This window comes from Pseudoalteromonas sp. L23 (genome assembly GCF_021728455.1).
Lineage (GTDB): Bacteria > Pseudomonadota > Gammaproteobacteria > Enterobacterales > Alteromonadaceae > Pseudoalteromonas.
In genome coordinates this window covers 239,612-251,281 of sequence record NZ_JAKKCW010000001.1, presented here as the reverse complement: position 1 = coordinate 251,281, position 11,670 = coordinate 239,612, and the positions used below count along the sequence as shown (strand labels likewise).

Sequence of the window (11,670 nt, the reverse complement as noted above, 5' to 3'; positions counted from 1 at the left end):
TTGGCGGTATTGCAAAGAAAATGGATAATTTATTCAATACTTCCTATGTAAGTACGCCAAAAAAGCGTCATTTTGGCGTTACATTAGGTCACTATTGAATATTTTAGAAGTTATCCTTCCATTTTCTCAGTGCACTAAAGCGAGCTTCAGGTGTATTTTCTGACGCGATAAATTGCGTTGGAACATGGGTGAGAATGGCATCATTTGCGGCACGTACAAAAGGATTGATTGCTTTTTGTTGTTCAATTGTCGTAGGTACCGTGCGCTCGTTACTGGCACGTAATGACTTTGCTTGTTGGTGATACTGGATCAGTGCTTGGTTAGTGGGCTCAACGGCCTCAGCAAAAGCAAGGTTCGCGAGTGTGTACTCGTGCGTGCAATACACTTTACATGTGTCAGGTAGTGTGAGTAGCTTTTCAAAGGAGTGCCACATTTGGCTAGGTGTTCCCTCAAAAAGTCTACCGCAGCCCGCATTGAATAATGTATCACCCGTAAAAGCCAGTTCATCATTTACATAACAGATATGGTCTAACGTGTGACCTGGGGTGGCAATAATGTTCAGCGTGGTATCAAAAAGTGTGATCTTATCGTGTTCACTAAGGCCATGAGTAATGCCTTTATATTTACCATTTTTAGGCCCGTAGACTGTTAAGCTGGGAAAATGTGATAAAAGCGGGGCAATGCCATCAGTATGATCCCAATGGTGATGGGTGACTAATATGCCTTGGAGTGTTAAATCAAACTTGGCGAGGTAATCTAAAACAGGTTGTTCGTCACCTGGGTCAACCACCCAACAGTTTGAACGTCGAGGGTCTTTTATCACCCAGATATAATTGTCATCAAATGCTTTGATTGCATCGACTTGCACCATAACGCAATGCTCTATAAAGTGATTAATAACACCAGTATAACGAGCTTAGTAAATGAAACCAGCGTTAAGTTTTTTACAAGGACCCAAACCCGATGAGTGGCAAGACTTTCCTCACGGTGAATATTTAAAGGTGGGGATCCAAAAACGACTGGATGAATGGCTACCAAGAATGTTTGGTTACCACATGCTAAAACTCGGCTGTTTGAGCGGTCAAATGAATACCTCTGCCAGCCCGATTAAGCATCAAGTTTGTGTTGCCCCACAAGGCAAACATGTCGGAGTATTTGCTGAAATTGACGAGCTACCTTTTTACGAAAACTCAGTCGATGCTTGTATTTTAAGCCAGTGCTTAGAATATCATTCTGATCCGCATCATATTCTACGCGAAGCCCACCGAACGCTTATTCCTGGAGGTTATATTGTGATCTCAGGTTTTAATCCGTTTAGTTTATGTGGTGTGGCGCAAATGCTTCCCTTTAGTAAAGAAAAACTACCTTGGTCAGGGCGCTTCTTTACTCCATCGCGGGTGAAGGATTGGCTAGATTTACTCGGGTTTGAAATTGTTGGTGACGAGCGCTTTATTTATGCGTCTTTAGCGCGAGGCTCGAGGCTTTCTCGTTTTGCGCCATGGCGTCGTTTTTGCCGTCATTACTTAAAGCCGATGGGAAGCGTGTATATGTTGGTGGCAAGAAAGCGGGTGATGCCGCTCACTCCAATCAAACCTAAGTGGCATGTAAAGCCTAAGTGGACACCCGCTGTGAAAGGGGCTGGACTCAGACAAACCTGCCAAGATAAAGAATAACGAGTATTATTACTTAATATAAATCTTAAGGGAGCTGTTATTTGTTATTGAATGATCCCTTAGTTAGACGCTGGCTTCGTAGCCTTCATCTACAAGTAGGTTTGGACCTGAAGCCGCTTCACGCGCTAAGTCATCAACAAGCTCATTATATTTATTTCCAGCGTGGCCTTTTACCCAGCGCCATTGGATCGTGTGTCGGCTGGTGGCAGCGTCCAGTCTTTGCCATAAATCGACATTTTTTACTGGTTGTTTGGCTGCGGTTTTCCAATTGCGCTTTTTCCAGTTTTCAAGCCAAGACTCAATGCCTTGCTTAACATATTGGCTGTCGGTATACAGAATGATATCGCAGGGGCGCTTTAATGTTTCGAGTGCAACAATAGCCGCAAGCATTTCCATTCTATTATTGGTTGTGAGTTTATACCCTGCACTCATTTCTTTTTCATGTCCTTGATAGGAAAGGTAAACACCATAACCACCTGGACCTGGATTGCCTAAACACGAGCCATCGGTATAAATCTCTACGGTTTTTTGCACTGAATTGCCTATTTTTATGTAAAATGTGCGAATAGGGCAAAATAATAGCAAAGTTAAGCGAGCAACGATATGCACACACGGCAAATAGTACTGGATACAGAAACCACAGGTATTGATCCTAAAGCAGGGCACAGGATCATTGAAATTGGTTGTGTTGAGCTAGTCAATCGCAGACTAACGGGGAATAACTTCCACGTATATATCAACCCTCAGCGCGACATTGAAGAAGAAGCCATTGATGTTCACGGTATCACCAACGAATTTTTACGTGATAAACCTTTTTTCCATCAAATTGCGCAAGAGTTTTTTGACTATATTAAAGGAGCTGAGCTTGTCATTCATAACGCGCCGTTCGACGTCGGCTTTATGGATCACGAGTTTGCTAAGTTAAATCAAGGCTTTCCGGCAACCCATGACTATTGTCAAGTGCTAGATACTTTGGCGATGGCAAGGGATCTTCATCCGGGCCAGAAGAACAGCCTAGATGCGCTTTGCCGTCGCTACGATATCGATAACTCAAAGCGTACGCTGCACGGCGCTTTGCTGGATTCCGAGATCCTTGCTGATGTTTACCTGTCGATGACGGGAGGCCAAAAAAAGCTGAATTTGGCAAATCAAAATAAAGGTGATCAGGCTAACTCAGCCGGTGGCATTATTCGTTTAGACAGCAATCGTCCTGCACTTAAAGTTTTACGTGCTTCTGCCGATGAAGAACAAGCACATACAGAACGTTTAGAGCTTGTAAACAAAGCTTGTGGACAAAGTCTGTGGCAACAATTATGAATATAATCGGTATCGTTGGGGTGGAGTAGACGCTTAACTAGGGGCTTTGTCCCAAAAAAAGATCACTCAGGCCATCAACGCAATGTAGGGTTAATACATGAATCTAAAACAGCTTATCTTGGGGTTTGTACTGCTAGTAAGTACGGTTGTTGGCGCTCAAACACCACAGATAACGATGTTGCAGCGGGACGGTAAGGTAAATGAAATCCCTCTTTTAGATAACCGTTTTCGTATTGATTATAATATTGAAGAGATCACTTTACTGTTTTTTCGCGCCCCAGGCGCTCCCGCCGTGGTACTTGTGAAGCCTGATGGTAGTAAATATTATGCGACCAGTTCACTGGATAATGATGCACTACGATGGTATGACGAAGTCAGTTATGACTTGATCATTCTAAAGAACCCAACGCCAGGCCCTTGGCAAGTCATCGGACAGATCCAAAAAAACAGCCGCATAATGGTGCTTGGTGACATTGAACTCGAAGTTGAAGCTTTGCCCCCGCTATTATTCCGTGGTGAAGTGCTGAAGGTAACAGGGCGCGTGACTAATGATGGCAAACAGATAGATGTGGGTTACTTCCGGGATGTCGTGACTTTGTATGTGGAGTTCTCTAGTACCAATAACGATGAATATGCCAACTTTGGTGCAGGTACGCAAAGCGTGACCGACTTTAAAGATGATGGCCGAGAGTTTGATGAAAGACCCTTGGATGGAATTTTTACTGGTGAGTTTAAATTAAACTTTCCTGCGGGAGAGTGGCAGCCTGAATTTTTCATAGAAACGCCCATTCTAAAAAGAAGAGTGATCAAATCACCTATTGTTATCGCTGAGCCGCCATTCAACTTTGAATTGATGCTAGCGGGTGAAAACGAGCTTGAACATGGCCTTACTATTACGATAGACGACACGGTTGTGAAACCTGAGACCATATTGCTACAGGGTAAAATCTTTTACCCTAATGGTGAAGAGCAGATGTTTACCTTAGATACAGAAGAACGGCTTTATCGTCAGCTGCCAATCAAGAATTATGATTGGGGGCGTTATAGTGTAGAAATCTCCGTATTTGGTGAAAATATCAATGGCCGTGAGTTTATGGCAACGTTGCCAAACTACAATTTTGAAATTGAAAGACCCATTGAAAAAGTGCCTGAATTGGAAGCCGCTGCGTTACCGGCAGTGATACAACCCGAGCCAGAACCAGAGCCGACTATAAGTACAGCGCTATTAGTCAGTATTATTGTTGCTGGTAACTTAGTTGTATTATTGCTCGGTTGGTTAGCCATTCGTGTTCTGGTGCAAAAAAAGCCAATTAGACTAAAAGTACCAATGCCAAAGAATCCATTTAAGAAAACCGAAGAAGTCATTGATCTTGATGATTTAGGACCATCTGAAAATAACGCAGCAGGGAATGGTTCAAAAAATGATAAATCAGGTGATATTTTGAACCTTTCAATGAAAGATAACTAAAAAACACGGTTTTTTTTCAAAAAACGGTTGACTCATGAGGGGGTCATTCGTATTATTCACGCCGCTGTCAGGGAGCACACCTTACAGCAAACACTGCAAGAATATGACGCGGAGTGGTAGTTCAGTTGGTTAGAATACCGGCCTGTCACGCCGGGGGTCGCGGGTTCGAGTCCCGTCCACTCCGCCAAATTTCTTCGTGGTATCAATAAGTCGCGCTGGAGTGGTAGTTCAGTTGGTTAGAATACCGGCCTGTCACGCCGGGGGTCGCGGGTTCGAGTCCCGTCCACTCCGCCAATACTTATTACAAACGTGCATTTGCTTCTTATGGAGTGGTAGTTCAGTTGGTTAGAATACCGGCCTGTCACGCCGGGGGTCGCGGGTTCGAGTCCCGTCCACTCCGCCAACACTTCGAAGCAAAAAATGCGAATACTCAGTGGAGTGGTAGTTCAGTTGGTTAGAATACCGGCCTGTCACGCCGGGGGTCGCGGGTTCGAGTCCCGTCCACTCCGCCAATGTATCGCATAACTATATTCAAGCTTTATGACAGCTTGTTTACTCGCTGGAGTGGTAGTTCAGTTGGTTAGAATACCGGCCTGTCACGCCGGGGGTCGCGGGTTCGAGTCCCGTCCACTCCGCCAACACTAAAACGAGTAAAATAATGTCATTAAGATATCTCTGCGGAGTGGTAGTTCAGTTGGTTAGAATACCGGCCTGTCACGCCGGGGGTCGCGGGTTCGAGTCCCGTCCACTCCGCCATTTAAGATATCTTGCAAATCTATCACTGCGGAGTGGTAGTTCAGTTGGTTAGAATACCGGCCTGTCACGCCGGGGGTCGCGGGTTCGAGTCCCGTCCACTCCGCCAGTTTGCAATTTCTCTTCTCATATTTCAATTACTTATCTCCTAATTTTCTTTTTCTATTGTATTGTTATTTGATCCTGTGATCAGATGATCACCATTTGGTGACCGTGGGCGTTTAAAAATGGTATTCATTGGTCACGAGAATGCGGTTTGGTTTTCATGATCAACTTTGTTTTTTCTTAGCATATCTATCTTTTATCTTTGTTTTATTTCTCTTCATTGTTACTCGCGAATTCAAGTCCGAAGTGCACCACTCGCTAAATTAGGCTGCTTTGCGTAATTCATTGAATATCACCACAGGTTGCCTAAACCCTATACATTTTCTCGGCCTCGCATTGATCGCCCGCTCTATATGCGCAATTTGCTTATCTGTCACCGTTCGTAAATCTGTTCCTTTGCGAATATATTGACGCAGCAGACCATTAAAGTTTTCATTCAACCCTCTCTCCCATGAGGAGTAGGGGTTAGCAAAATAGATATCGGTTTTTAGCTTATCTGAGACATATTCATGCTCGCAAAACTCACTCCCATTATCTGCGGTTATCGTATGAACATGACGTCGATAGCGCCACAGCATGCCTCTCATCGCTCTGCTCACTTGCGCTGCACTTTTTGCTGGAGCTTTGCGTATCAGGTAAAACTTACTTGTACGTTCGACCAGACTAACGATTGCACCCGTGCCATGCTTGCCAAGTACAGTATCCACTTCCCAATCACCAAACCGTGTTTTAATGTCAACAATCGCAGGTTTATGCTCAATGCCAACCCGATTTAGGATGATGACACGTTTGCTTCGGCAACCTTTACGATAACGTCTGTGCCCTTATTCGGGGAGGACTCAGGGGGCGATTAACAGAGCTTGACCATAGGCAGCAATACATTGATTTAATTCAAGAAGCAAAACAATCGGGTTGCGCTGTAGAGAAAGCTTGCAGAGAAATGGATATCAGCTTGAGAACGTATAGACGATGGTATCAGCAAGGCATAGTACAAACAGACAAACGCCCAGAGGCAGAGCGTCCAGTGCCAAGTAATAAACTAACCGTGCATGAGCAACAAGCCATTGTTGATGTTTGTAATGAGCCTGAATTTGCTAGCTTACCGCCTTCACAGATAGTGCCTAGGTTGTTAGATAACAATATCTATCTTGGCTCAGTTTCAAGCTTCTATCGTGTGCTTAAGGCTGAAAACCAATTACATCATCGTGGTCGCAGCAAAGCACTGAGAAAAGTGGCTAAACCCACGAGTTTTACAGCTGCTACACCGAATGAAGTTTAGTCATGGGATATAACTTACCGTGTGCCCGGAGTTCAGGGCTAACAAGGATGTTTTAAATTGAACCACGAACCTGTCTGAAATCGATAAATATATTGGCCGGAGCGCTCGTAGTAGTGCGAGGTGGGGAAAGCCCACTACATGGCGAAGGGGCGCAGTAAGCTCAATTTTGTTTTACCTTGAACTCTTGATTGTTTGACTGTTTATTTAGTTTGGTTGGTTGTTGTTTTTATGTTAAGCATGAGGGGTGAACTGAAAGTAAAATGTGATTTTTTAGTAGTAAAACTTAGAAAGTTGGGTATAATTCCGCGTCTCGAAAATTAAAAGGATATGCAAGCATGATGGATGATATGGACGTAGTTAAGCAACCAAATGATGTTTTGGAAGGGAAATCTTGGTTATCTTTTAGAAAAAGAATTGATGATGAAATCTTAAAAGAAATGGACAAGGTTCGTTTTTTAAATATCTATCAACCGATTTGTGATGCTCTTCAAGGTGGTAAACGTATTCGAGCGATTTTGGTTCTCATGGCCAACCAAGTATATGACGAACCTCAAGAATCTGCTTCTGATGCAATGAAAGTTGCTGTTGCTATTGAAATGTTACACGCGGCAGCGTTAGTACATGATGATATTATGGATAATTCTGATTATCGTCGTAATGAGCCAACAATTTACAAAAAATATGGTACCGATACTGCCATTTTGGCTGGTAACTTTCTTATTAGTCTGGCATTTAAATTGGCTAATTCTGTTAAGGCAAAATATGCTGCAGGTTGCAGTTTGTATTTGTGTGATATTTGCATGGAATTAGTTGATGGTCAGCTATTGGATATTAATGCTTTTGATACTGAAGATCTCGATAGTTATTATAAACTCATTGATGGTAAAACTTCCTCGATTATCTCTCTTCCGATGAAAATTCTTGGTGTGATTAATGAAAATGAACAGCTTAGTCAGCATTTGTTTGATTACGCCCGAGAAGTTGCTCGTATTTTGCAGATTCTAGATGATTTTTATGATGCCTTTATTGGTGATGAGAAAACAAGTAAAACGCCGGGGCTTGATCGGTTAAATGGTAAAAAGACTATTGTGGATTTGGTCAGTAACAAAGATGACTTAAAATCAATGACCAGAACACAAGTGAAAAAGGCGATTCAAGTGACTCTTGCTGAACATCGAGAGGCGGCACATGCTCTTCTTGCTCGAATCGATACTCCAAATACTCAAGCGCTGAGTGACTTAGATGCTTACGTTTGGCATATGTTGACTAAGTATACGATTTAGTTTGTGAGTATTATATCTGGTTTTGTCTATGCCTTTTAAACGTTTAAAACTTAGTTTTTCTTACTCCAAACATATTCGGGTATTGTTTGTTTTCGCTTTGCTAATTAGTTTAATTGGCTCGTTTACGGCGTTTTTTACCCAGTATCTTATCGATAGCGTTATTCCGTCGGGGGATATGCGATTTTTGCTAATCTTCTTAATGTTTTATGCTTGCTACGAAACTCTAAATTTGACTATCGGGTATTTGTCTAGAAGTTATCGAGTGGTGTTAGAAAAATTTCTCGATTACCATCATTTAGATAAGTATTTGGTGGCCTTACTTACGGCCAAAATCCCTGAATTAAACAGTTATAAGAAGGGCAGTTTGATTCAGAGGATTTATGATGCTCAGAATATCAAAAAGTATTATTTAACTTTGCAAGTTGATATCGCCGTTAGCTTTTTGACCATCTTTGTTCTTAGTTCGATTATTTTGTATATGAGCCCTCTGATAGGTTTGGTGATGGCTATCAGTTTGGGGTTGTTGGTGGTGATCTACCTTAAAGCCGTTCCTAAAACTGTTGAGTATGAAACCCAGCGTTTTCAAATTAAATCAGATTTTTTGTCTGTAGTCGATGATATTGTTGATGGGCGGGAAACTATCCGCGCTAATAATTATAAAAGTCAAGTCTTTAAACGATGTACTGCTCGTATGGAGGATTTTCTCAATCGTGAGCGGGATGTGTCGTTTTTACAGCAAAAAATTCAAACTAGTACTTCTGTCGTCCGTACTGTTAGCAGTATTGCTATCCGAGCAATTGTGGTGATAAGTATTTTGTCTTTAAATAAGTTCACTTTAGGTGAAATGTTGACTTTAATGGCATTTTCTGAAATTTCGATGAAAACCACAATGCAAATATTGATGTCTTTTATGCAATTGAAGCGCACTAGTATAACTCTAAAGCGTTATCGGGAGTTTTTGGATAGTGTCAGTATCAATGAAAAGGAGTTGAATGATAAACCTGTTGAATGTCAGCCAATTGAGCAAGTAAGTGTTTGTGGTCTTAAGGTTGGGGTTAATGGTAAGGCTGTTTGTGATGTACCTGATACTACCTTTAAACTTAATCGAATTTATAAATTGGTTGGTGCTAATGGTGCAGGTAAAACGACTTTTTGTAAGTCGTTGGTCGGTTTGTTTGACCCCATTGATGGCGAATTTTCTTTTAAAATTGGCGAGCGTTTGGTTAACTCAAACCGTCGTATTAACCATTGTGCGGCGTACTTTCCCCATGACATTCTGTTTACTACTACGCTGTGGGAAAACATTACTTTAGGCCAAGCAATCGAACAAGAAACGGTCGTTGATTTACTTAAGAAAATAGGTCTATGGTCTGTAATTGCAGCTTTGCCGGAGCAATTGCATACGCAAATTAGTGATAGGGTGAATCCTTTTTCTGAGGGACAAAGACAGATTATCTTGTTTTTGAGAGTGTATTTGTCGAATAAGCCTATATTGGTGTTTGATGAGGTGTTTCGTGGTTTAGATAAGCACACTAGTAAGATTGTTGGTGAGCTTATTAATCAGAAAACAAACTGTATCATTCTTTATGTTGCCCATGATTTTACTATTGATAGTGAACGCAGTGAACTTCTGACGTTAACTAAACGTCTGTCGGATAGTAAACAGACTGATAAACGCAAGGATGTGGCATATGCATGAGGTCAATGACAATATTCACGGTGAATTGAGAAAAGCTCGCTCTAAGTTGTTAAAAGTGACTTTTTGGTTATTTTCTATTGCATTAGTGGCGTCATTGGCGGTAACGATTCAATTGCGAGTGGTGCTGGAAGAAGCGTTTATTTATATCGTTCCCGAACCTGTCCTTCATTACGCTGAGCGAGATATTATTATTGATCAATATCAGGTGCCTGATGGGAGTAAAGTGGTGTCCGATATGTCTATGTACCAAGCGGAAAATATTCAGCTTAAGGATCAGTTGGTTTTGCTTCGGCAAGAAGAGATCCGCGATCAAGTGCAAGCGCAGGCTTTAAAGCAGAAAATAGAGCAAACTCGAAGTTCGGTGGCTATGCTCAGTCAGTTTGAAGAGGTTGAAGTCAAAAGTATAAAGGCTGAGATTATCATGATCGAAGACCTGCTGGTTAGGTTGAAGCAAGAATTGACTTTACTTAATAAGGATTATCTTAAGCAATCGACCTTTGTCGAAGGAGTGACTAATTTAAGTCATATCTCTAAAGACCGCAAAATCCGCTATCAACAGGATTTATTCCATAAGCGAGCGGAAATCATTGAGATGGAGCAAGATATTCATCAACAACAGCTGAAATTGGCGCAATTAAAAAATCAACAAAGCCAACAACAGATAGGTTTAACCCGTCAGCGCGATATGGCGGTGACTTTATCTGTATTGGAAAACGAAGCTAAAGTGTTTGCCGATAGCCTAAAACTTAAAGAATTAGAGTTAGCGCAATTGGAAAAAAATCATAACCGCTTGCAGGGCAAGGCTGAAGTTGATGGCCGAGTTGAGTTTGAAAGTCTCAATGGCATTCGCAAAACCCAATATAGAAAAGGCGAATTGGTTTACACCATCTACCCTGAAGGACAGCACTTTGTTACCAAAGGTTATGTCGATGAAAAGCACATTCTCGATATCGCCTTGGGTAAAGAGGTTGAAGTTAAACTCAGCGCATATAATTATCTTAAGTATGGTTCTATTAAAGGAAAGGTTAAAACCATTATGGGAGTAAAGGATGGTCGTGCTGAAGTGATTATTGATATTGTGGATATGAAAGACTTTAAGTTAGTTCATGGTAATTCAACTCAAGCCTTTATTACCCTTGAAGGGGTAAAACTCTATGAGTATGTGTTTGGGATTTTCTTCCCGTATATCGTTTAATTTGTCATTGATAATAAGGAATAGTCCATGGATAAATATGTTTCTGATGCGCTTGAGCGCATCTTGGATGCGACACCTGTCCGCAATCAAGTATCTCAACAGGTTTGTGAGCATTTGCAAGAATACGGCCCTCTTATTAGTTCTGTATTGGGTCAGTCGGCTCAATACTTTTCGTCAAAGTGCATGGGATACCCATCAATTTGGTTTTTATTTCGTGTTTGCGATATTCCTCAAGAGCAATGGCCTGAGCGCATTGAAAGTGTGATGCAAAGTTTACTGTTTAGCTTGTCTACTAGTATCGCCGACGACTTTATTGATGGCGACGAAAGGGTCGGCGATAAAGATATGTATGTCTTTTACATCATGATGTTAGCAATTGCTGAAAGAAGCTGCGGTGAGAAAAGTCGTTTAGATAATATTAAGCAGACTTGTAAAGGACTCTACGACTCCATTATTCAAAGTAAAATAGCCCAAGCAAAGGGGGAAAATGGTGACGAATATGTTTCTACTGACCGCATCGGTAGTTTCTTCGCGATGATTGCCAGAGATTTTGTTGATGCTTTACCACAACAAAATGACCATAACCTCATTGAAGCGACCCGTTATTTCGGTCGTATTTGTTGTTTGATTGATGATGCCATTGATTTTACTAAAGATGTCGAAATCCAAGGTGAGAATATTATTTTTGAAGTTATGGATAAGGCGACTTTTGAGCAATCTAAATCTGACGTTCAAATCCGCATTAATGCTGCTTTGCAAGTTCTTGATAGGGAATACAGTACTTTGAGCAAACTGCTTGAAAGCATATGGAGTCAAGATTGTCAGCAGCAATTTGCTCAAATTCGTTTGGATATAGTTGATTACATTACTACTACTATGAATGCACAATAAGAGGACT

The 11,670-nt window shown here is 41.6% G+C and carries 9 protein-coding genes, 7 tRNA genes and 2 pseudogenes; 15 read left to right on the top strand and 3 right to left on the bottom strand.

Translation table 11 applies throughout. The features are described from left to right. Window positions 1-103 precede the first annotated feature (103 nt). Complete coding sequence (gene gloB / locus L3V43_RS01175; protein WP_211866629.1) at window positions 104-871, bottom strand: hydroxyacylglutathione hydrolase; 768 nt, start codon at window positions 869-871, stop codon at window positions 104-106. Window positions 872-923: 52 nt separating this feature from the next. Here gloB and L3V43_RS01170 point away from each other — a divergent pair, with 52 nt between their 5' ends. Further along, the gene (locus L3V43_RS01170; RefSeq protein ID WP_010370946.1) at window positions 924-1,673 is read left to right on the top strand and encodes a methyltransferase domain-containing protein; all 750 of its coding nucleotides are present in this window, start codon (window positions 924-926) and stop codon (window positions 1,671-1,673) included. Window positions 1,674-1,736: 63 nt separating this feature from the next. On the opposite strand, the gene rnhA is transcribed toward L3V43_RS01170, so the two are convergent. Further along, entirely contained in the window at window positions 1,737-2,207 is a 471-nt protein-coding gene (rnhA, locus tag L3V43_RS01165; RefSeq protein WP_010606636.1) for a ribonuclease HI, read from the bottom strand. 69 nt (window positions 2,208-2,276) lie between these two features. On the opposite strand from rnhA, the gene dnaQ reads away from it, so the two are divergent. From dnaQ to L3V43_RS01120, 9 genes are all read left to right on the top strand, one after another. Next, complete coding sequence (dnaQ, locus tag L3V43_RS01160) at window positions 2,277-2,990, top strand: DNA polymerase III subunit epsilon (protein ID WP_237115879.1); 714 nt, start codon at window positions 2,277-2,279, stop codon at window positions 2,988-2,990. 97 nt (window positions 2,991-3,087) lie between these two features. Continuing rightward, window positions 3,088-4,458 (top strand): TIGR03503 family protein, encoded by a 1,371-nt coding sequence (locus L3V43_RS01155; protein ID WP_237115880.1) that lies wholly within the window; start codon window positions 3,088-3,090, stop codon window positions 4,456-4,458. Between the two features lie 110 nt (window positions 4,459-4,568). Further along, window positions 4,569-4,645 (top strand) — tRNA-Asp (locus tag L3V43_RS01150). A 30-nt stretch (window positions 4,646-4,675) separates the two neighbouring features. Beyond that, window positions 4,676-4,752, top strand: a tRNA-Asp gene (locus L3V43_RS01145). A 32-nt stretch (window positions 4,753-4,784) separates the two neighbouring features. After that, window positions 4,785-4,861, top strand: a tRNA-Asp gene (locus L3V43_RS01140). Window positions 4,862-4,893: 32 nt separating this feature from the next. Continuing rightward, window positions 4,894-4,970: transfer RNA gene (locus L3V43_RS01135), tRNA-Asp, on the top strand. 49 nt (window positions 4,971-5,019) lie between these two features. After that, a tRNA-Asp gene (locus L3V43_RS01130) sits at window positions 5,020-5,096 on the top strand. A 41-nt stretch (window positions 5,097-5,137) separates the two neighbouring features. After that, window positions 5,138-5,214: transfer RNA gene (locus L3V43_RS01125), tRNA-Asp, on the top strand. Between the two features lie 29 nt (window positions 5,215-5,243). Beyond that, window positions 5,244-5,320, top strand: a tRNA-Asp gene (locus L3V43_RS01120). Between the two features lie 259 nt (window positions 5,321-5,579). On the opposite strand, the pseudogene L3V43_RS01115 reads toward L3V43_RS01120, so the two are convergent. Continuing rightward, window positions 5,580-6,125, bottom strand: a pseudogene (locus L3V43_RS01115) (IS30 family transposase); the annotation flags it as partial. Window positions 6,126-6,196: 71 nt separating this feature from the next. Between L3V43_RS01115 and L3V43_RS01110 the strand changes: the two are divergent. From L3V43_RS01110 to L3V43_RS01090, 5 genes and pseudogenes are all read left to right on the top strand, one after another. Continuing rightward, window positions 6,197-6,592 (top strand): annotated as a pseudogene (locus tag L3V43_RS01110) (IS3 family transposase); the annotation flags it as partial. A gap of 338 nt (window positions 6,593-6,930) precedes the next feature. Continuing rightward, window positions 6,931-7,878 carry a polyprenyl synthetase family protein gene (locus L3V43_RS01105; protein ID WP_227386972.1) on the top strand — a complete coding sequence of 316 codons (948 nt, stop codon included), beginning with the start codon at window positions 6,931-6,933 and terminating at the stop codon, window positions 7,876-7,878. A 28-nt stretch (window positions 7,879-7,906) separates the two neighbouring features. After that, window positions 7,907-9,577, top strand: a complete 1,671-nt coding sequence (locus L3V43_RS01100; protein WP_237115881.1) for an ABC transporter ATP-binding protein — start codon at window positions 7,907-7,909, stop codon at window positions 9,575-9,577. Continuing rightward, window positions 9,570-10,772, top strand: coding sequence for a hypothetical protein (locus L3V43_RS01095; protein WP_010606642.1), 1,203 nt, complete (start codon window positions 9,570-9,572; stop codon window positions 10,770-10,772). Before L3V43_RS01100 ends, L3V43_RS01095 begins: the two co-directional genes overlap by 8 nt. A gap of 27 nt (window positions 10,773-10,799) precedes the next feature. After that, complete coding sequence (locus L3V43_RS01090) at window positions 10,800-11,663, top strand: hypothetical protein (RefSeq protein WP_102057208.1); 864 nt, start codon at window positions 10,800-10,802, stop codon at window positions 11,661-11,663. Window positions 11,664-11,670: the final 7 nt, after the last annotated feature.